Below are 21,934 nucleotides of genomic sequence, written 5' to 3' on the forward strand. Positions count from 1 at the left end.
GCATGCGAGACACCATCGCCGCATCCAGCGACCGAAGCCTCTCCGTAGCCCCCACCCGCGCCTGGGCAGCATACGCCTTCGACCTGCTCAAACGAGCCCAAACCCGCGGGCTGCTCAGCGGCGTAGAAGGCAACCTCAAACTCCTCTCCGGCCCCGAACAAGACGTCATCATCGGCGAACTACTCGCCAACCACGCCCAAGGCATCGCACCCGGCCCCACCTGGCCCGACGTCCTCCGCGACGCCCTACCCACCCGCGGATTCCGCCACGAAATCCGCGACTTCTTCGACCGCATGGCAGAATACGACCTCACCGCCGACGACGTACACCGCCTCGCCACCGAACACAACCAGCCCGCCTGGCACGCCCTCGCCCAACTACACACCGAATACCGTGCCGTGCGAGCCCTCCGCGCCAAAAACGCCTACGACCCGGCAGTACTCATCAACGACGCCTGCCGGCTGCTGTTGCGCGCCCCCGAATTCCTCGCCGAAGAACGCCGCCGCTACGACCTGATCCTCATCGACGACGTGCAGGAACTCAGCCCCTCCATCTACAGACTGCTACGCCTCATCGCCGCAGAAGAGCCGCCCGCAGACGCCGCGCACCTGACCGAAACCCACCCCGACCTCTTCGCTGAAGGCCCCCAGGTTGTCATGACCTACAGCGACGAAGCCGTCGTCCAGGGCTTCCGCGGCGCCCGCCCCGACCTCGTCACCACCCTGCAGACAAGCTTCCCGAGCATGCACACCCGCACGCTCACCACCTCGTACCGCCTGCCCGCACTCATGATGCCGCTCGTGGCAGACATTCGCCGCCGCCTGCCGCGCTACACCCGGTTCGTGCCGCTCACCGCCGAGCAGGGTGGGGCGAAGAATGGTGTGCAGGAGGGGGTAAAGAACGGTGCGCCCGCAACCTTCGGACGCATCAACACCACTCCCGCCGACGAAGCCCTCACCTGGGGTGCCGCCGACGAACCGCTGCTGCACCTGGGTGCCGACGGCAAAATCCTCGACCCCGCGCACTACCGCACCGCACCCGCCGGTGTGTATAAGTATGCGCTCTCCAGTTCTCAGGACGAGGCGAACCTCATCGCCCAAATGCTGCTCGAAGAACGCATCTACGGCAACCACCCCTACCGCGAGTCCGCCATCATCGTGCGTAACGGTGCGGACGTGGCGCGCATCCGCCGTGTGCTCTCCTCGAACGGTATTCCGTCGCGCACCTCCGCGGCGCTCGTGCCGGTGCGTGACGAGCCCGCCGTGCGCCCCTTCCTCGATGCGCTCAGCCTGCTCGTCTACGCACGCAAGCGCGGCGAGAAGGCGCTCAACCCCGCCGTACACATGCCCGCCGGAGAAGGAGCAGAGGCGGGGGAGCGAGCCGGGTTTGAGACCCTCAGCGCCGCCGAAGCTGAAGAGCTCATGCGCCGAAGCCTCAACGACGTCATCGCCGAAGAAAGCCGCGCCAACCCCCTCGGCGGCGCGCAGAGCGCCATCACCCTGCTCACCTCCCGACTCGGTGGCGCATCCAGCATGGACGTGCGACGACTCCGCCAGCAGCTGCGCTCCATCGAACTGCAAAGCGGCGGCCACCGACCCAGCGACGACCTGCTCCTCGGCGCCCTGCTACACCCCGAAACCCTCCCCGAAGAGGGCGTAGGACGCGCCGTACACCGCATCGCCGCCGTACTCTCCGCGGGACGTAAAGCACTCGCGCGCCCCGAATCCACCAGCACCGAAGTGCTCTGGGCACTCTGGGAAGCCAGCGGCCTCGAAAAGGTCTGGGTCGCCCAGACGCGCAATGCAGGCCCCGACGCAGACGCCGCCCACCGCAACCTCGACGCCATGATCGGGCTCTTCGAAGCCGCCGACCGATTCGACGAGCAGATGCGCGGCGCCGGTGCCGAACAATTCCTCGACTTCATCGACGCGCAGGACCTACCCATGGACACCCTCGCCGCCCGCGGCGTACGCCAAGACGCGGTCGAAATTCTCACCCCCGCGCTTGCCGCCGGTCAGTCCTGGCGCACCGTATATGTATGCGGTCTGCAGGAAGGCACCTGGCCCAACACCACCGTGCGCGGCTCCCTGCTGGCTACCGGTGACCTCGTGGACCTGTGCGATGCCCGCATCCGCCAGCGCGCACAGCAGCAGGCGGGGGAAAAAGCGGGGGAGAGCGAGCAACCGGTGCCGCTCGCGCGCATCCGCAGCTACCCCGAACGCGTGCGCGACACCCGCCACGACGAGCTACGCATGTTCGCCGCCGCCGCCACCCGAGCCAGCACCCGCCTGGTGCTGACCGCCGTACGCAACGACGATCAGGCACCCGGCGAGTTCTTCGACTTCGTGCTACCCACCGACGCGGTCGGCGACTCCACGGACGTGCCCATCACCCGTGTGCGCCGCCCCGCTACCCTGCGTTCCCTCGTGGCGGAGCTTCGCCGCACCCTCGTTGAGGAATCGATGAACGCGATGCGCGCCGAAGACGCCCAGCAGAAGGACACACAGCAGAACGGCGCACCGATGCACAGCGCACCGGAGGAAGAGGCGCTCACCCCGGAGGCTTCCGCGTACCGACTCGATGCCGCCTCCCGCACTCTGGCGCGCCTGGCGAATGCGCAGGCGCCCGGTGCCGCACCCGACGAGTGGTGGGGCCTGCTGCCGCTTTCTAGCACGGAGCTGCTCTTTGCGCACCGCCTGACAGACCACGCTGAGCTGGACGAAAACCACGGTGAAGACGGCGAAGAACAGGCTGAAAACCCTGCAGAAAGTCCCGGCCGCCGCACGATTACGCTTTCCCCCTCGCGTCTGGAAACCATTCACAGCTCCCCGCTGGACTGGCTGGTTTCCGCCGCCCGTGCGGAAGCCCAAACCGACCTGTCCCGCTCGCTCGGCACGCTCGTTCACGCCATCGCCGAGGAGTACCCGACCGGCACCCTCGAAGAGCTCCAAACCGCCCTCGACGAGCGCATTAGCTCTCTCGGCGTGCCCGCCCGCAAGGAGGACGAAACCGACGAAGAGTACCGCGAGCGCGTGCCCTGGGAATCCTACGCCCTCTACGAGCGCGCCAAGCGCATGATTCTGCGCCTGAGCTACTACTACCGTCAGCACATGGGCGACGCCGGCTGGCAGAACCTCGGTGTTGAAGGCTCCTTCGCGGTGCGTGTGCCCGTGCCCTTCGACCCCGCCGGTGAGGTTGGCGAGCTGGATGCGCTGCTCACCGGTCGTGTGGACCGCCTCGAGGGTACCGCCCCGGCGGAGGACGGCACCCGCCGCTACGCCATTGTTGACCTGAAAACCGGTAAGTCTAAGCCGACAGGCTCGGAGATGGAGACGCATCCGCAGCTTGCCGCCTACCAGATTGCGGTGGAGGCTGGCGCGGGTGAGCAGCTGGAGGAGCGTTACCGTGCCGAAGCCGCCGCCTTGGAGGCGGGCGAACCGCTACCGGATGCCCGCCCCCAGGAGCTGGAGTACACCGGCTATACGGGTCGTTCCGGCGGCGCGGCGCTCGTGCAGTTGGGCGCCTCGGGCGTGAATGACGAGAGTAAGACTCGCCTGCAGGTCCAGCCGGCCCTGACGGAGCACGATTCGTGGGCGGCTGAGCTGGTGCAGCACGCCGCGGAGCTGATTGCTGGCTCGCAGGTGCAGGCTCGTCACCGTGAGGGTGGCTATGGGTGCCGTCTGCCGGAGATCTGCCCGATTTGTACGCGCGGCCGTCAGGTGACGCAGCCCTAGTACCCCCTGTTCTTTCGGTATCACTCACCCTGAACCTCCCATGAGAATGACCCATGAGGAAGAGGAAACATGACTGACTCTGGCGCACACGGCGCTACTAACCCCGGCGCTACTAACTCCGGCGCTAATCCCGGTCCTGGCACCGGCATGCTCACCCCCGCCCAGTGGTGCGAGCACAATAGCTGGCAGCTGCCCAACGGCGCGCTCTTCTCCGCAGAGGCCGCCGCGAACAACCCCGCCCTGAAGCCCGCGGGCTACCGTAGCGCCCTCGACATTGCCGAGATGCTCAACGGCGCCGATGGCAAGAAACCCACCCCCGAGCAGGTCCGCATGATTGAGGCGGGCCCCGCCCCGACCCTCGTCATTGCGGGTGCCGGTTCGGGTAAGACCGCGACCATGGTCGACCGCGTGATTTGGCTGGTCGACAACGGTTTTGTGCGCCCTGAAGAGGTGCTCGGCGTGACCTTCACCCGCAAGGCGGCAACCGAGCTGCGCAGCCGTATGCGCGCCGGTTTGAACACGCTGCGCCGTAGCCGCCGCATCGCCCCGACCGACGAGGAGCTACGCGAGGGCATCGCTGACCCGACCGTGCTCACCTACCACTCCTACGCGAATAACCTCGTCAAGGAGTACGGTCTGCGCCTGGGCGTGGAGCAGGACGCGCAGATGCTTGGCGATGCGCAGAAGTGGCAGCTTGCCGCGCAGATTGTGCAGTACTGGGAGGGGGAGCTGCCCCTCGACAAGGACGACGTGCCGGTGTCTGCGGCGACCATGATTAACCAGCTGCTGCAGCTCTCTGATGAGTGCGCGGAGCATCTGGTGGAGCCGCAACAGGTTATTGACTTCTGCACCGAGCAGTTGGCGGCGTATGCGGCGGTGCCCGATCCGCGCCGTGCGACGAAGACCGAGAGGGACATTCAGAAGGTTCAGCGTCTGCTGCGGAACCGCCGAGTGTACGCGCGCATGGCAATGAGCTACGCCCGCGTGAAGGCGCGCATGCAGGTGCTGGATTTCGGTGACCTGATGCGTTTTGCCGCCCGCATTGCGGAGGCTGACCCGGCGATTCGCGAGGGCGAGCGCGCCCGCTTCAAGGTGGTTCTGCTGGACGAATTCCAGGACACATCGCACGCGCAGATGAGCCTGTTCTCCTCGATTTATGGCGCCAATGAGGCACAAGGTATTCCGGCGCATCCGGTGATGGCTGTGGGCGACCCGAAGCAGTCGATTTATGGTTTCCGTGGCGCTTCGGACGGTCAGATGTTCAGCTTCTACCGTCATTTCCCGACCGAGCACGCCCAGCCGCTGTTTTTGTCCATTGCGTGGCGTAACGATATTTCGGTGTTGAACGCGGCGAACCATGTGGCGGAGAAGCTGAAGGAAGTACCCGAGTGGGTGCGTGCCGCAGACGGCGATATTACCGCCGCTCAGGTGCCTGACCTGCGCCCGCGCTGCGCCCTGGTGGGGGAGCCCGGTTCGCCCGCCTTTGAGCAGGCTGCCGCGGGCATGGCGGGTCGCGTTGATTTGACCTACCACGACTCTGACCGCGAGGAGGCTGTGGCGATTGCCGAGCGTATTGCGGCGATGCGCGCGCAGGCAGTGCGCGAGTATGAGCGCGCCTACGCGGCGCATCGTTCCGGTGACGGTTCGGTGCGTCCGCGCCTGAAGATGCCCGAGATCGCGGTGTTGGCGCGTGTGCACGGGCAGTTGGACCCGATTCGTGTGGAGTGCGAGCGCCTGGGTATTCCGGTGCAGCAGGTGGGTCTGGGCGGTCTGCTTTCGCAACCTGAGGTGGTTGATTTGGTGTCGGCACTGCGTGTGTTGGCTGATCCGAACCGTTCGGATGCCCTGGCGCGCCTGCTGACGGGTGCGCGGTGGCGCCTGGGCGCGGCGGATATGTTGGCGCTGGGTGATTGGGCGCAGTCGCTGGTGCGTGAGCGTGAGCGTGCTCTGCGTGAGCAGATGGCGTTGCGTATGCTCGTGGAGGCTGAAGACGCCGACAACGCCGAAGACATCCGCTTGGAGGCAGAGCACCTGCGCGCCGCCCAGGAACGCCTGGACGAAACCCTTAAGGGCGCGGTGGAGGACTCCTCCGGCTACGCCTCCTTGATTGAGGCTGTGGAGAACCTGCCGCAGGACGGACCGGACGGCGAGCCCCTCTACGGTGAGCACTACCGCGGTCGCCGCTTCTCCCCGGCTGCGCTGGAGCGTCTGCGTGCTTTTGCTGAGCAGATGCGTGTGCTGCGTGCCGGTTTGAGTGAGGAATTGGGCACGCTGCTGTACGAGATTGAGCGCACCATGCTGCTTGATATTGAGTTGGCGGTCCGCCCCGGTACCGACCCGCTGGGTTCGCGCGCGAACCTGGATGCTTTCCACGAGGTGGCTGCCGCCTACGGCGTGTCTGCGCCGCGTATTAACGTGATGATTTACGCCGGTTCTGACGGCGTGAGCGCGGAGGAGGGCGACCCGGGTGCGCGCCGCTTCCTGCTGTCTTCGGGCGGCGTGAGCTACGTGATGGGCTTCCTCGCCTGGCTTGAGCGTGCCGATGACGAGGAGAAGGGCCTGGCGCTGGGTGCCGTGGAGCCTGACCCGAATGCGGTGCAGCTGATGACCATGCACGCGGCGAAGGGCCTGGAGTGGGATCATGTGCTTTTGCCGGGTCTGTGCGGTAGCGCGACCGGCGGGCAGACCCCGAACCTGTGGCAGATGTCGGCTAATACGGCTCTGCCCTGGCCGCTGCGTGGCGACCGCGAGTACCTTCCGTCGATTCTTGAGACCCCGGAGGAGATTACCGCCTTCGAGAAGGCGAAGGACCTGGAAGACTACCTGGCCGAGCACAAGGATGATGCCGCCGAGCATGCCGGCATGGAGGACCGCCGCCTCATGTACGTGGCGATGACCCGTGCCCGTAACCTGCTGGCGTTGAGCGCCTACCGCTGGAAGAGCGCCGCTATGCTCCCCCTGCCGGTGCAGCCCTTCTGGGAGGAGCTGCTGGAAATGCTTTTCAACCCGCTCGTAGGTCTAGACGCGCCCTCTGTGCGCCTCCCGGAGACGATAGACGAACCCTGGGTCGCGCCGCAGCTGGTGGGCATGGGCCTGTCCTACACGATGCCGAACCCCGCGGACAAGCGCAAAAAGGTGCACCTGAACCATGTGCGCCGCTGGGCTGAGCAGCTGGCTGCGATGAAGTACCGCCTGACCGAGCCGGTGACCCTGGTGCACGGTACGGTGGTTGATCCCGCGAACCTGCCGCCCGCCCCCGATGAATCAGCGTTGCTGGAGGAGCTGGAACGCTACCCCCTAGACGCCGACGAGCTCACCCCCGAGCAGGCGGAGGCGCGCGCAGCCGCCCAGGCAACCTACGTCGAGCAGGTGCAACGCTACGCCTGGGCGCTGGTGGAGGTGATGGCTCCCGCCCTCGCGCAGGATTGGCAGCTGGCGGCTCCGTCCGTGCGTGGTCGTACGGCGGTGGAAAACTGCACCCGCCTGAACCTGCCGGTGCCCGAATGGGCGGCCAAATCCGCTGAATGGGAGGCTCGGGATGAAGCACAACCGCTCGAGCCCGGTTTCTCGCCCACGGTGGCGGCGGCACTGCCGGTTGAGGTGCGCGGCCAGTTCGCGCAGAAGAACTACGAGGACAGGAACCCGAACCTGGGTGCGGTGCTGACCGCCATGTGGCCTTTCGACCCGCTGGAGCGCCCCGTGATTTGGCGTTGGGCATCTGATGATGCCCTCACGCAGGGCACAGAGGCGATGCTTCGCCGCGGCCAGCACGAGAACCTGCAACGTGAGATTGCGATTAACTCCTCGAGCCGTCGCGAGGCGGTGGAGCGTGCCGCCCTGGCGGTGGAGCTCGCCGTCGGTGAGGATGACCCGCACCGGGGCGCGGAGGTAGCGGGGGAGAGCGTAAACCACCCTGCACCCGCCGCATCTGCTACACACGGCGAGTCCGCCATTCCCGAGCCCCTGCGCCAGCAGGCGGTGGACTGGGAACGCGAAGCCGACCTGCTACTGCTCATGATGGGTCAGACCGACCCGGTGCTGCCCGAGCAGCTACCGGGGCACCTATCCGCCTCCACGTTCATTCGCCTGAGCGAGGACCCGCAGGGCACGGTGCATCAGCTGATGCGCCCGGTGCCTCAGCGCCCCTCGCGTGCGGCGACAATCGGTACGGCGGTGCACGCGCTGATTGAGGAGCACTTCGGGGTCGCGCCGACCGCCGACCCGCTGGAGGCACCCGAAGCGGAGGACACGGTGGGTGTTGACCTGTCGGGTTCCACCGCCTCCTCCGTTGCCTCCGCCGCGCTCGCTGAGCCTGCAGACTCCGCTGACCTGCAGGAACAGGTGCTGGGGGAGAGCTCCGACGAGTTCACCTTCGAGGATGCCTACGAGGAATCCGAGAGCGAACTGGAAGCCTCCGTTCAGCGCCTCTGGGAGCGCTTCGCCAACAGCGAGTGGGGTAGTGACGAGTGGAAGGACCGCATCTGGGCGGTCGAGTACCCGGTCGAAACCCACGTGGAGGGCGTGAGCCTGCGCGGCCGTATCGACGCGGTGTTCCGTACCGAAGACGAGGATGGCGAACGCTGGGTTTTGGTGGACTGGAAGAGCGGTTCCCGCCCGAAGATGGCGACCATGCAGTCTCGACGCTTCCAGCTGGGCCTGTACCGTATTGCGTTCTCCCGCATCATGGGCGTGGACCCGGAGCGCATCAGCACCGTGTTCGTGTACCTGGGCGGCAAGGGCGTTGCGGAGGTGTGGGATCACCAGATTCGCGGTGGCCTGCCCACGGAGGCGCAGCTGGCGAAGGTGATTCGTGAGGCGCGCAAAGGCTAAATAGCAGGGTTAGATAGCATGCGCTCGCGCGTTAGCTTGAGCCAATAATCGAATACAGAAAAGCAGCTCACGTGGGCATTGCGCCTCGTGAGCTGCTTTTCTGCGCGGACTTTTGCTAGCTGGTTTTTAACGGCAGAGGACGCCTCTTCACCCCACTGCATTAGGGTAAGAGGCGTCCTCAGCCGCTGAAGAGCTATAGAGGTACTTCGTGCCCTCGCACGCTCCGGGAAAGAATCGCGCCGAACGACTGCCGCTCTCGCGGCCTCACTCGCGCCGCCGGCGCCCCGTGGGGTTTGCGTGCGTCTTTACTCTCAAACACAACCTCGAAAGTAACTCTATAGATTTCTGCCATCGGTGATTGGTTGCGCGGTGCATGAATCCGGCTCGGGTCTGACATGACCGGTCAGGGTCCCGTCCAATCTGTCTCCCCAATTTATCGCTGCCACGATATCAGCGCTGGTCAGTGCGCTATGGGGAGTGTGTCCGCTGGTTTTCTCGCGGCACAGCAAAAGTATTCCAGGAGTTTTTGAAAAAATCTACGGGCAAAGTTTTTACCCTAAAATGCACTATTTTGAGCATAGTTCAAGGTGAAGTTGAGGCTCTGTGGATTCTCAATTACAGAAGTTGGATTAAGTGGGTTTGGGGTGTAATTGCACCCGGGAAATATTGTGAATGGCACCTTTAGCACACCTTCAACTCTCAGCCTTAATCTGAGTCATTCATGCACAAAAATGCAAAACTAGTGCTCAAAAGGTGAGGGGAAACACTTAAAGAAATTTTGATAAAAAGCCGTCAAAAGCCCCTCCACTAGACCTTATAGGCATCATTTCGTCGGTTTGACAGACACTCTGTAGAGCTGATTTCGCCGGGCGCCTTTTATACCTAAACCCCTGCAAATACCTACCTGGATACAGTTTCAGCCCCGCAGTGCAGTACTGCGGGGCTGAATTGAAAAACCTATGCGGTGGGCGGCAACCTGGCGGGTACCTACCCTAACGCCTACTCGGCGGGACCGACCAGCGGGCCGACCTCTTCCTGTCCGAGCAGTTCGCCGGAGGCGCGCAGGTCGTCCTGAATGTCCAGGAGCATGGACACGGCGTGGGTTGCACCGTCGCGGTCGCCGACCTCCACGGTGTGGGTGAGCCACTGGGCAATTGCGAACTCCGCGTAGAAGTTCGCACGCTGCGCCAGGTAGGCGTCGGGCAGCTGAGGCATCTGCTGGCGGTACACCTCGATTGCCTCGTCGGTGAAGTCGATGTCCTGGCAGGAGTACAGCCACGCGAAGTCCTGCGCGGGGTCGCCCACGTGCACATCGGACCAGCCGGTGACCTCCACGATGCGCGCCGTTGAGGGCGTTACGTGCAGCACGAGGTTCTCGGCACCCATGTCACCGTGGACCACGCGCGGGCGGAACTGCCACATCGGGCTGGGGGAGAGCACGGCGCGCCAGTGCGCGAGCAGGTCGGCGGGTACCTTACCGGTGGCGGCGGCACGCTCGAGCTCGGCATTCTTGCGCAGGCGAATCTGCTCCGAGGAGTAGGAGGGCAGGTCAGCCTCGTAAATAATGTCTTCGGGCATCACGTGCAGGGTCGCAATGTCCTTGGCAATGATGGATGCCAGGGAGGGGCGGTTCGCCGCAACTTCGCGGCGGCTCAGCTCGGCGAGCTGGTCTACGTCGTAGATGGTGCCGGGGATGTGCGTGTACACGAACACGTTGCCGCCCGCGTAGGGTACGGTGCCGGCGACGGTGGGTACGGCGAAGGGCAGTCGTGCGCGCAGACCGGGGCTGAACGACTGCAGGATGAGGTGTTCAGCTTCCAGACGCATGCTGGCGTCGGGGCGGCGCGGGGCGCAGACTCGCCAGCGGCGACCGGTGGAGTCGGCGATGATTGCCGAGTCGAAGTCGTCGCTGTCTTCGCGGACCGGTTCGGCGCCGACGGGGTAGATCCCGGGCACTCCGGCGGAGACGATGGCTGCTAGCTGAAGGGGAGATAAAGTCACGGGTTAAGGTTACCAAACCAATGTGTGCCGTTTAGTAGTTTTTGGGATCTTTATGCCAAGTGGTGAAGATACATGTGGACAAGCCTAAACGTGCTCGCCTGCGCTGCCCGTTGAGCTTCTACTTGCCCACTCCAAAAGAGGCGGGTTCCTCACGCTCTGAATGAAAGCAACAGCTAAGAAACCGCGGCGGGTCTGGAGAACACAGTCTGGGAGAATACAATGGAAGACCGGCTATCACCGCTTCGCGCACCCGCATACACACGCGTCCGTATGCCCGCGCGAGCGCATGCCGCCTGCCCGCACCGCCCGCCTTACTGATGGAGCATTATGACCGCCACACCTCAGCAGCCTCAGCATATGATCTCCGCAGACGATATCCTTGCCGGGCTTGACCCGGATCAGCGTGCGGTCGCCACCGAACTGGACGGCCCCATGCGCGTGCTGGCGGGTGCCGGTACCGGTAAGACCCGCGCGATTACGCACCGCATCGCCTACGGTATTGCGATCGGTCGCTACCAGGGCCCGCGCGTGCTCGCCCTGACCTTTACCCTGCGTGCGGCGGAGGAGATGCGTACCCGCCTGCACCAGCTGGGTGCGCATGGCGTGCAGGCGCGTACCTTCCACTCGGCGGCGTTGCGTCAGCTGGCGTATTTCTGGCCGCAGGTGGTGGGTGGTACGTTCCCGTCCATCGTGCAGAATAAGGCAACGCTCATTACGGAGGCGGCGAACCGTCTGCGCATCAGTACGGACCGTTCCCTGCTGCGTGATTTGGCGTCGCTGATTGAGTGGGCGAAGGTTCAGCTGCTCACCCCGGACACCATCATGCAGCGCCTGAGCGAGAAGCAGCTGCCCTTGGCGATTACCCCGCAGAATATGCAGCGTATTTTCCAGGCGTATGAGGATTTGAAGGATGAGCGTAACCTCATCGATTTTGAGGATGTGCTGCTGCTGACCATCGCCATGCTGGAGGAGGACGAGAAGCTCGCGGCGACCGTCCGTAACCAGTACCGCCATTTTGTGGTGGACGAGTACCAGGACGTGTCCCCGTTGCAGCAGCGTCTGCTGGATGTGTGGCTGGGCGGCCGCGACGATATTTGCGTGGTGGGCGACGCCTCCCAGACGATTTACTCTTTTACCGGCGCGACCAGCCGTTACCTGCTGGATTTTGCGCGCCGGTACCGTGGCGCGCACACGGTGAAGCTGACCCGCGACTACCGTTCCCATTCGCAGGTGGTGGAGTTGGCGAACCGCCTGTTGGCGGCGCGCCGTCCGCATCCGGATTCGAGCCCGCATTCGTGGGCGCCACCGCTGGAGTTGATGTCTCAGCGCGGCCCCGGCGTGGATGTGGAGTGGTTCGGCTATGCCGACGATGAGCAGGAGGCCGCCGGCATTGCCGAGGACATCCGCGACCTGATTGAGAAGGACGGCGTGCCGCCTTCGGAGATTGCGGTGCTGTTCCGCACGAATGCGCAGTCGGCGGCGATTGAATCTGCGCTGGCTGCCGCCCACATTCCGTACCAGCTGCGCGGCGCGGAGCGTTTCTTTGAGCGCCCCGAGGTCAAGCAGGCGATGCTTGCCCTGCGCGGTTCGGCGAAGTCCACGGACGGTACCGAGGACGTCACCCGCTACACCCGTGACGTGCTCGGCGGCCTCGGCTATAAGGAGGAGGGCCCCCTTTCGGGAGGCGCCACCCGCCAGAAGTGGGAGTCCCTCGCCGCCCTGGTGCACATGGTGGATATGATGGCGCAGCACCGCCAAGAGCAGCTTCAGGAGCACCGCGCGAACCCGCGCCCGGGCGTGCCCGAGCCGCTACCTTTGACCATGCACGAGGTTGTGGCGACCCTGAACCACCGCAGCGAATTCAACGACGCACCGCAGGTCAACGGCGTAACCCTCGCCTCCCTGCACGCGGCTAAGGGCCTGGAGTGGGACGCCGTGTTCCTGTGCGGCCTGAACGAGGGCCTCATGCCAATCACTTTTGCGACCACCCCGGACGAGGTGGATGAGGAGCGCCGCCTGCTGTACGTGGGTATTACGCGCGCCCGCAAGTACCTGTGGCTAACCTGGACGATGACCCGCACCGTGGGCGGTCGCGGTCAGCGTAAGCGTTCGCGTTTCCTGGACGATATTGATCCGGCGAAGCGCCGCCGCAGGGCTGAGAGCGCCGGTTCCTCGTACGGCCAGGCCCGCTCGGCTCAGACTCGCCGTTCGTCAAAGGGAAGAGGAGATTATGGCTCAGCGTTTTAAGCGTGAGATTCTGCCCGCCACCGAGGACCGCCCGCAGATTGAGCTGGTCCGCTCGGCGCGCCGCACCCGCACCATCAGCATGCAGCGCGACGGCGTGGACGAGCACGGCAACCCCGCCTACCGCCTGCTCATTCCCGCCGCGAGTACGAGCGAAGAGATTGATGAGCATATTGCCCGCCTGCTGCCGCGCATTCAGCGTCGTGCCGCCCGCCGTGAGCGTGCCACGCAGCTGACGGTCACGGACGAGTACCTGTGCTCCCGCGCCCTGCACCTGGCGCAGAAGAACCTGCCGGAGCTGGTTGCCTCGGGCAGGCTCGAGAAGCTGTCGATTCGCTGGGTGAGCAACCAGCGTCAGCGCTGGGGCTCGGCAACCTACGCGAATACGCAGATTCGCATCTCCTCGGAGCTGCAGGGTGTGCCCGAGTATGTGCTGGATTCGGTGATTCACCACGAGCTCTGCCACCTGCTGCAGCCGAATCATTCGGCGGCGTTCCGTGCCCTGGAAGCGCGCTACCCGCAGCTGCTGCGGGCGCAGGCCTACCTGGAGGGGTACGCGCTGGGGCGCTCGCGTGCTGAGGGTGAGCGCGGCGAAAACAGCGCGGACTAAAATCCAGCCAGCTAAAATCCAACCGGCTAACGCGCTTCCCGAAAATCAAAGAATCAAAAACCAAACGAAACACTCGAGCGGGGGTGACTTGTACATTCACAAGCCACCCCCGCTCGAGTGTCAGCTATTTACTTTCGCCGCTCAGCGTTACTTCGCTCAGCTTTACTTTTCTTCGGGCGCGTCGCCGAAGCCGCCGTCCAGCAGCTTCTGCAGCTCCGAGTCGAAGTCCACGTCGTCCAGGCTGATTTCGTTCATGCGCGCATCGTATGCGGTGAAGTCTTCCAGCTCGGCGGGGGTGGGCAGGGTCTCCGGGGTGTCCCAGAGGCCGTCGCGTGCCTCAATGCCGTGGGATTCTTCGTACCAGCGCCAGAACTGCTGTGCTTCACGTACCAGGCGCGGGCGCAGTTCCAGGCCGACCAGGTTCTCGAAGACCTGCTCGCTGGGGCCGCCGTCGATGCGGCGGCGCGCCATGATTTCGGTCAGCTGCGGTGCCTTGGGCAGGTTACGGGTTGCGTCCTCGGTTACGACGGATACCCAGCCTTCGATGAGGGCGAGCAGACCCTCCAGACGCTGTACCGCCAGTTCCTGGTCTTCGGTGCGCTGGGGGCTGAACATGCCGCCTTCGAATGCTTCCTGTACGGCGTCGGGGTTGCTCATGTCCACCTGGGATGCGGCGTCCTGCATGCGGTTCATGTCCACGCGGATGCCGCGGGCGTAGCGTGCCACGAGCTGGACCAGGTCTTCACGCAGCCAGGGGTTTGCCTTGTGCAGGCGGATCAGCGCGGATTCACGCACAGCAAGGTAGAGCAGGACCTCCTGCGGGGGCACCTCGATACTGTCGGCGAGCTGCTGGTAGCCGTTGGGCAGCAGCGCGGAGGAGCCGGGCGCGAGCGGGAAGCCCACGTCGGTTGAGGAGTACACTTCACCGGCGAGCTGCGCGAGCGCCTGCGCCATCTGCGCACCAAAAATCACGGAACCAATGTTGTTCAAGAAACCGCTGTTGAGAATCTGAGAGATCTCTTCGGGTACGTCTTCGGGTGCGCCGGGCATGACCATGGACTGGGTGACTTCGGCTGCGACCGGCTCGACCATTTCGCGCCAGGAGTCGAAGGAATGCTCAACCCATTCCGCCTTGGACCATGCCTGTACCGGGTGGTTGTGGCGCTCAACGGTGGTCACCGCATCCAGCCAGAGGTCTGCGAGGTTCGCCGCGTCTTCTACGGCGCGCTTGAGGTTTTCGGGTACGGAGGGGTCTTCACCCATGGATGCGAGCATCTGGCGGGTCTGGTTCTTCACGTTATCCCAGTTCACGCCGCTGGGGCTGTCGGATGCGCCCGCACCGGAGAACATCGCCTGTACCTGCGCGAACATGCTCTGCATCATGGCGGGGTCGAAGCCCATGCCCATGTTCTTCAGGTCTTCGGGGTCGATGCTGATGCCGAAGGGGTTCTGACCGCCTTCGCCGAAGAGCGCGCCGAAGGGGTTCTGTGCGTTGGAGGAGGTGCCCTTGCCGCCCTGGCCGGTTGCCCCTGCGGAGGGGTCGAAGCCCTGCTCCTGCATCTTCTTAATGAATTCTTCGAGGGGGTCGCGCTCGTTGGAGGCGCCGCCGGTGGGGTTCTCAGACATGTGAAGCCTTTCGTAATCCGGGGGTGGGCGTAGCTGGCCCGCTCGCTGTCCAGCCTACCGATTTTTGCTGAGAATTTCCCGCGCCACCGCTGTGGATGCGGCTTAATCAGCTGAGGGCTCACAAGCTTGTCTCTGTCGCCGGGGTTTGGGAGCTTTTTCGTGCCGCTGTCACCGTCGGGTGCTGACACAGCGCGGCGTGGGCAAGAGCGGGGGCAAGAGAGTAAACGCCCCGTGGTTGCTCTACTTTTAGCGGGGTGACGGTGCCCGCCCGCGTGTTGAAAAGCAGGTTTATCCGGTACTGTAGAAACCATGACTAAGTCCACCCCTGATGCTGAGCAGCAGCCGAACGCCGCCTCCGCGAGCGTGAAGAGTAATGAGAAGGCGACCAAGCGCCGTTCGCGTTTTGCGCCGCGCCGTGTGAACCTGCGTTCGGTCAGTGCTGTGGCGACGTGCGCCCTGCTGGCTGGTGCTTTTGTTCTGCCCAGTTCCTATGTGAAGGAGGGCCCCGGCCCGCTCTTTGACGTGCTCGGAACCTATCAGGAGAAGGACGTCATTGAGGTTTCTGGCGCGCCCAGCTATAAGACGTTCGGCAAGATGAACATGACCACGGTGTCGGTTTCGGGCGGCCCGTACACGGAGCTGTCCGGCGCGGAGGCGTTCTACGGCTGGTTGGCGTTTGACGGTAACCGCAGCCTCGTGGTGCCGACCGATGCCCTGTACCCGCACGTGAGCCATGAGCAGGCGACGGCGGCGACCGGCGCGCAGATGGCTGATTCGCAGACTCAGGCGAAGGTCGCGGCGATGCGCCAGCTGAAGATGGCGGTGACCGAGAAGGTTCAGGTGCTTTCCACGGTGGAGGGTTCCCCGGCGGCGAGCGCGCTGAGGGCTGATGACCGTATCGTGAAGGTGGGGGAGAAGCAGATTGAGACTCTCACCGATGTTCCGAAGGCGGTGAACGCTTCGAACGGCTCGCCGATTGATGTGACCGTGGAACGTGACGGCAAGCAGCAGACCTTTAAGCTGACCCCGGTTCGTTCCAGCGACAATAGCCGCTGGATTCTGGGCGCGGGTTTGAAGCAGAGCTATGACCTGCCGGCGCACGTGCAGTACAACCTGGACGGTGTGGGCGGCCCGAGCGCCGGTCTGATGCTGGCGCTGGGTACGGTGGATAAGCTGAGCGAGGGTACTCTGCTCGCCGATGAGGATGCCGGAGGCGACCCGTACCGCAGCTACATTTCGGGTACCGGCACGATTGACGCGAACGGTAAGGTCGGCGCGATTGGCGGCATTAAGTACAAGATTTTGGCGACGGGCCGTTACGGTGCGCGCTACTTCTTGGCACCTAAGGAGAACTGCGATTCGATTGTGAAGATGCAGGCTGAGGACCCGGCACTGTTCAACTACTATCACGCAGGCCAGGTCAAGGGCGAGATGGTGGTAATCCCTGTCTCAACCCTGGATGAGGCGGTGAAGACGGTGGAGGCGATTAAGTCCGGCACCCCGGATGATTCCCTGCCCCGCTGCGGTTCCTAACATAACGTTTCTCTCCGCGAGATTCTCACCCGTATAGCGCAGAATAGCCCCGGTACTTTACGGTACCGGGGCTGTTCTGCACCCTATTCTCTGTCCTCGTCTGCGTCTCCGTAATCCTCGCCAGCACCTCTCACCTCAGCATTTCGCATCCCAAAACCTCTCAACCCGGTCATATTTCGCCCCGAGCTTCTACGAGGTTCTGCCCTTCCGCGTTACCTCTGAGATACTTAAAGGCAGTTATTTTCTCTGAACGTATGATGAGCGAGGAATTGTGTCTGAGTCGACCAATAACACCGCGCATCCCAAGCCGAAGAAGTCAACGCCTAAGCGTCGTAGCCCCCTGCGGGTGACGATTGCTGTGGTGGCGGTGCTCATTGCTGCTTTTGTGGGTGCGTCCCAGGTGTACACGGACTGGCTGTGGTTTGATCAGCTGGGTTATAGCACCGTGTTCACTACCCAGATTTTGTTGAAGGCAGCCGTGTTTGTGGTGGCTGCCGTGGTGATTGCTGTGCCGCTGTGGGCTTCGATGTCGTATGCGGTCCGTCATGCTGATGTGGCGCCGGCGTCCGAGAAGGAGCCGCAGGAGGCACCGAACCCGAATCAGAGCGTGCCGACGAGCGGCACGGATGCTGCCGAGCAGATGCTGCGTGACGTGTTTGGTCAGCAGCGTGCTGAGGAGAGCATGCGCCGCTACCACGAGAGCGTGGATAAGGCGCGTAAGGTTCTCCTGATTGCGGTTCCGCTGCTGTTGGGTCTGTTCATTGCTTCGGCGACGATGACTCAGTGGAGCACCGTCGCGCTGTTCTTCAACCAGCAGTCCTTCGGTAAGACTGATCCGGAGTTCGGTCTGGATTACGGTTTCTTCCTGTTTGCGTTGCCGTTCTTCCGCATGGTGGTGACTCTGGTGACCTCCGCTGTGGTGCTGTCGGCGCTCGCGGGCCTGTTCATGCACTACTTCTACGGCGGTATTAAGGTGCAGCCCGGTGGTGTGAGTACCACGTCGGCATTCCGCCGTCACGCTGCGATTGTGGTGGCTGTGTTTTTGCTGACTCGTGCGGTGAGCTTCTGGTTGGACCGCTATTCGTCGACTCAGCAGCAGGTGGGTCGTTGGGCTGGTGCGATGTACACGGATGTGAACTCGTCAATCCCGGTGAACGCTATTTTGGCGATTTCTGCTTTGCTGGTGGCGATCATGTTTGTGGTGGCTGCTTCGATGAATCGTTGGCGTCTGCCGCTGATTAGCACCGCGATGCTGGTGATTGTTGCCGTGGTTGCTGGCGGCCTGTACCCGTGGATTGTTCAGCGTTTCCAGGTGGTTCCGAATGAGCAGGGCGCTCAGTCGAAGTTTATTCAGCGCAATATTGATGCGACCCGTTACGCGTACGGTCTGGACAAGATCGAGACCACTCCGTATGACGCGACGATTGATACCCGTGCCGGTGCTTTGAGCTCTTCGAGCGCGACCATTGCGAATATCCGCCTGTTGGATCCGAATGTTGTGTCCTCGGCGTTTGCGCAGATGCAGCAGTTCCGCCCGTACTACCGTTTTGATTCGCAGCTGTCGGTGGATCGCTATTCGGTGGGTAACACCACGCAGGATACGGTGCTGGCGGCTCGTGAGCTGAACCCGGCGCAGACGAGCGGCGATTCTTGGTATAACCGCCACGTGGTGTACACCCACGGTTACGGTGTGATTGCCGCCTATGGTAACCAGGTGGATTCTGCGGGTAACCCGAAGTTCTTGCAGTCCGGTATTAAGGCGACCGGTACCCTGAGCGAGGATTACGAGCCGCGTATTTACTTCGGCACGAGCTCGCCGGAGTATTCGATTGTGGGCGGTAAGGGCGACACCCTGGAGCTGGACCGTCCGCTCTCTGCTGACGAAACCAACGCCTCCGATGCGAAGTACACCTTCACCGGTTACGGTGGTCCTCGCGTTGATTCGCTGCTGGCTCGCCTGTCCTATGCGATTAAGTTCCAGTCCTCCGACATTCTGCTCTCGGATGCGGTGCGCGACGGCTCACAGATTCTGTACGAACGCAACCCGCTGGACCGCGTGCGCAAGGTGGCCCCGTACCTGACGGTGGATTCCAAGCCGTACCCGGCGATCGTGAATAACCGCGTGCAGTGGATCGTGGACGCCTACACGACGAGCGACCAGTTCCCCTACGCGCAGGGCAGCTCGCAGGATTCTGCCACCGCGGCGGGGGCTCAGCGCTCGAAGTCGGTGAACTACATCCGTAACTCGGTGAAGGCCACCGTGGACGCCTACGACGGCTCGGTGACCCTGTACGCCTGGGATGAGGAAGATCCGGTGCTCAAGGCTTGGCAGAGCGTCTTCCCCGGCACGGTGAAGAGCTATCACGAGATGAACGCTTCGCTCATGAGCCACGTGCGTTACCCGACCGACATGTTCAATATTCAGCGCACCATGCTGAATAAGTACCACGTGACGAACGCTCACAGCTTCTATGCCGGTGACGACGTCTGGTCGATTCCGAACGACCCGACCAATGATCGTAACCAGCCGATTTCGCCCTACTACCTGTCCCTGCAGATGCCCGGCGATTCTCGTGCGCACTTCTCGTTGACGACCACGTTCATTCCTCAGCAGAGCGATTCGAACTCTCGTAACGTGATGTACGGCTTCCTTGCCGCTAATGGTGATGCCGGTACCGGTAAGGACGGCGAGCGTAGCCCCGATTACGGCAAGCTGCGTCTGCTGGAGTTGCCGCGTTCTTCGGTGGTTCCGGGCCCGGGCCAGGCTCAGAACATTTTCAACTCTGATGCTGAGGTGTCGAACCAGCTGAACCTGCTGCGCCGCGGTTCGTCTGAGGTTATTAACGGCAATATGCTGACCCTGCCGGTGGGCGGCGGCATGCTGTACGTTCAGCCGGTGTACGTGCAGTCGAGCGGTGACGCCAAGTACCCGCGTCTGCAGCGTGTGCTGGTGAGCTTCGGCGATAAGGTCGGTTTCGCTCCGACTCTGGAGGAGGCGCTGAACCAGGTGTTCGGTGGCTCTTCGGGCGCGAAGCTGGACGGTTCGGCGGCTAGCCCCTCGGCTTCGGCGTCTGGTTCTTCGGGTACCTCGGGTGCTTCGACCGGAGGTTCTTCGGCTTCGCAGTCTTCGGAGCTGAAGCAGGCTCTGACGGATGCTTCGAAGGCGATGACCGATGCTGATGCGGCGATGAAGAAGGGCGACTGGGCTGCATACGGTGAGGCTCAGAAGCGTCTGGAGGCAGCCGTGAAGAAGGCTCTGGAGGCCGAGGAGGCGCAGAGCGCGGCGTCCGCTAAGGCTTCTGCATCGGCAACGCCCAGTGCCTCGGCGGCTCCGAGCGCAGCGGCTAGCGCTAAGCCCAGCGCCTCGGCTTCTCGCTAAGCCTAAGAGACAGCGGGGGAGTAGCGCATACCGGATGCTCAGGGATCGGATGTCCACGGGTCTAGCGTCCTCGCTCTAGATCCGGGGCCTGCACTGGATACGGCTCCTACCGACTAGCTCTAGCGGTCTCTGCGGGAACATCTCTGCGGGAACGGGGTGGAAGTGATTCACTTCCACCCCGTTCCTGTATGTTCTACCCCTGGCACTGCCCCGTAGCCCCTATTCCTACCCAACTGCTTTCTACCCAACAGCCCCTATTTTTGTGTGCTTGGTTACAAATCGCGTTTTTGGCTTGCATGCCCGGTTTGGGGTCTGTATAGTTGTATGAGTCGCCGCGGGGTGGAGCAGTTCGGTAGCTCGCCGGGCTCATAACCCGGAGGTCGCAGGTTCAAATCCTGTCCCCGCAACCAGAAAAACCCGGTATCTCAACGAAAAGTCGCTGAGATACCGGGTTTTGTTTTGCCCTGACGAGACCGAATCCCTATGTTATTCCCTACCTTTCAGCCAAACTCAGGCCCGTCGTCGAGGTGGGGGGAGGGGGGACTATCACCCAACATCGAGGACTATCATCCAACGCCCCTTCGGGGCGTATGACTATCTTCGCTCGTGCATGATCTCGTGGGAGGGAGGTTGCAGAGGAGGATTTTCACCGCCTAATCGGCGTTGATACCGGCTGTTTACCGCCTGAAAATGCAAAAGCGGTATAGCATTTTCCCTCGTATCTCAACCGAATCCCAACCCTTTACCGCCTTCACCGCCTAAAACCGAAAACTTTTATATATACACACGCATATGTAGGAAGATGAACACTCGCGTGTACACTTTTTAGAAATTAGGCGGTAGAGGCGGCAACACACCATGTTTTGACTGATATACCAACGTTTTCGATATACCGCTTAGCCTCAAACAGGCGGTAACTAAGCGGTGAAAGAGTAGCGTCCCGCATAGTGGTGTAACCGTGTGGTGATCGGCCCGTTGCTTGTGATGGGTGCGGTCACCGTGTGATCCTTCGAGAAAGCTCTTCTACTTCTGACTCGAAATGATTTGGAGGCACAACGATGACCGCTCCTCATATTATCGACCCTGCTGGCCTGCTTGGCGAGGCGTTGTCCCAGGCATCCCCGGATTTGATGCGTTCCTTGCTCCAGCACGTGATCAACGCGTTGTTATCAGCGGACGCTGATGCGGTGTGCGGGGCCCAGTGGGGTCAACAAGATCCGCAGCGTCACACCAGGCGCAACGGGTATCGCTACCGGCCCTTGGACACCAGGGTCGGCACCATTGACGTGGCGATCCCCAAGCTGCGCTCAGGTACCTACTTTCCAGAGTGGTTGCTTCAACGCCGCAAACGCTCCGAAAGCGCCTTGATCACAGTGGTCGCTGACTGCTACCTAGCAGGAGTATCCACGCGCCGTATGGACAAGCTCGTCAAAACCCTGGGGATCACAGGACTGTCCAAGTCCCAGGTCTCACGGATGGCAACCGACCTCGACGAACACGTGGACCAGTTCCGCAACCGGCCCCTCCACGATGCCGGGCCTTTCACCTTCGTCGCCGCTGACGCACTGACCATGAAAGTACGCGAAGGAGGACGCGTCGTCTCGTGCGCGGTTCTGGTTGCCACCGGAGTCAACAATGACGGACACCGCGAAGTGCTGGGGGTGCGCGTGTCCACCAGCGAGACCGCTCCAGCCTGGAAGGAGTTCTTCTCTGACCTGGTCGCCCGGGGCCTGACCGGCGTGCGCCTGGTCACCAGTGATGCCCATCTGGGCCTGGTTGAGGCCATCGCCGCCAACCTGCCCGGAGCCACTTGGCAACGATGCCGTACCCACTACGCCGCTAATCTCATGTCCGTCACCCCCAAAGCACTATGGCCCGCTGTCAAAGCGATGCTGCACTCGGTGTATGACCAGCCCGACGCGGCATCGGTCAACGCTCAATACGACCGGCTCTTGGACTACGTCCACGACAAGCTCC

Annotated in this window: 9 protein-coding genes and 1 tRNA gene; 8 read left to right on the forward strand and 2 right to left on the reverse strand. The window is 63.0% G+C overall.

Annotated features, from left to right (window positions below):
* The coding region (locus HXO69_RS05920; RefSeq protein WP_296545887.1) for a UrvD/REP family ATP-dependent DNA helicase at nt 1-3,734 on the forward strand (3,734 nt) is incomplete at its 5' end.
* 69 nt (nt 3,735-3,803) lie between these two features.
* On the forward strand, nt 3,804-8,564 hold the full coding sequence (locus tag HXO69_RS05925) for an ATP-dependent DNA helicase (protein ID WP_296545888.1): 4,761 nt from the start codon (nt 3,804-3,806) through the stop codon (nt 8,562-8,564).
* A 999-nt stretch (nt 8,565-9,563) separates the two neighbouring features.
* Here the strand turns inward: HXO69_RS05925 and HXO69_RS05930 are convergent.
* Nucleotides 9,564-10,565: a phosphotransferase gene (locus HXO69_RS05930; protein WP_296545890.1), complete on the reverse strand. Its 1,002-nt coding sequence runs from the start codon at nt 10,563-10,565 to the stop codon at nt 9,564-9,566.
* Nucleotides 10,566-10,892: 327 nt separating this feature from the next.
* Here HXO69_RS05930 and HXO69_RS05935 point away from each other — a divergent pair, with 327 nt between their 5' ends.
* Nucleotides 10,893-12,812 carry an ATP-dependent helicase gene (locus HXO69_RS05935; RefSeq protein WP_296545893.1) on the forward strand — a complete coding sequence of 640 codons (1,920 nt, stop codon included), beginning with the start codon at nt 10,893-10,895 and terminating at the stop codon, nt 12,810-12,812.
* Nucleotides 12,796-13,419 carry a M48 family metallopeptidase gene (locus HXO69_RS05940; RefSeq protein ID WP_296545894.1) on the forward strand — a complete coding sequence of 208 codons (624 nt, stop codon included), beginning with the start codon at nt 12,796-12,798 and terminating at the stop codon, nt 13,417-13,419. Before HXO69_RS05935 ends, HXO69_RS05940 begins: the two co-directional genes overlap by 17 nt.
* Before the next feature lie 162 nt (nt 13,420-13,581).
* On the opposite strand, the gene HXO69_RS05945 is transcribed toward HXO69_RS05940, so the two are convergent.
* The gene (locus tag HXO69_RS05945) at nt 13,582-15,045 is read right to left on the reverse strand and encodes a zinc-dependent metalloprotease (protein WP_296545897.1); all 1,464 of its coding nucleotides are present in this window, start codon (nt 15,043-15,045) and stop codon (nt 13,582-13,584) included.
* A 309-nt stretch (nt 15,046-15,354) separates the two neighbouring features.
* Between HXO69_RS05945 and HXO69_RS05950 the strand changes: the two genes are divergently transcribed.
* The 4 genes from HXO69_RS05950 to HXO69_RS05965 all read left to right on the forward strand — a co-directional run.
* Complete coding sequence (locus HXO69_RS05950; protein WP_296545899.1) at nt 15,355-16,578, forward strand: PDZ domain-containing protein; 1,224 nt, start codon at nt 15,355-15,357, stop codon at nt 16,576-16,578.
* A 271-nt stretch (nt 16,579-16,849) separates the two neighbouring features.
* The gene (locus tag HXO69_RS05955; protein ID WP_296545901.1) at nt 16,850-19,957 is read left to right on the forward strand and encodes a UPF0182 family protein; all 3,108 of its coding nucleotides are present in this window, start codon (nt 16,850-16,852) and stop codon (nt 19,955-19,957) included.
* Between the two features lie 333 nt (nt 19,958-20,290).
* Nucleotides 20,291-20,367, forward strand: a tRNA-Met gene (locus tag HXO69_RS05960).
* 648 nt (nt 20,368-21,015) lie between these two features.
* The coding region (locus HXO69_RS05965; protein WP_296545903.1) for an IS256 family transposase at nt 21,016-21,934 on the forward strand (919 nt) is incomplete at its 3' end.

Source organism: Rothia sp. (in: high G+C Gram-positive bacteria) (assembly GCF_015265375.1).
Classification (GTDB): Bacteria; Actinomycetota; Actinomycetes; order Actinomycetales; family Micrococcaceae; genus Rothia.

Excerpts from the sequence above, each read along its gene's own strand:
- HXO69_RS05925 (WP_296545888.1), top strand. The coding sequence starts at position 3,804 with ATGACTGACTCTGGCGCACACGGCGCTACTAACCCCGGCGCTACTAAC.
- HXO69_RS05935 (WP_296545893.1), top strand. The coding sequence starts at position 10,893 with ATGACCGCCACACCTCAGCAGCCTCAGCATATGATCTCCGCAGACGAT.
- HXO69_RS05940 (WP_296545894.1), top strand. The coding sequence starts at position 12,796 with ATGGCTCAGCGTTTTAAGCGTGAGATTCTGCCCGCCACCGAGGACCGC.
- HXO69_RS05945 (WP_296545897.1), bottom strand. The coding sequence starts at position 15,045 with ATGTCTGAGAACCCCACCGGCGGCGCCTCCAACGAGCGCGACCCCCTC.
- HXO69_RS05950 (WP_296545899.1), top strand. The coding sequence starts at position 15,355 with ATGACTAAGTCCACCCCTGATGCTGAGCAGCAGCCGAACGCCGCCTCC.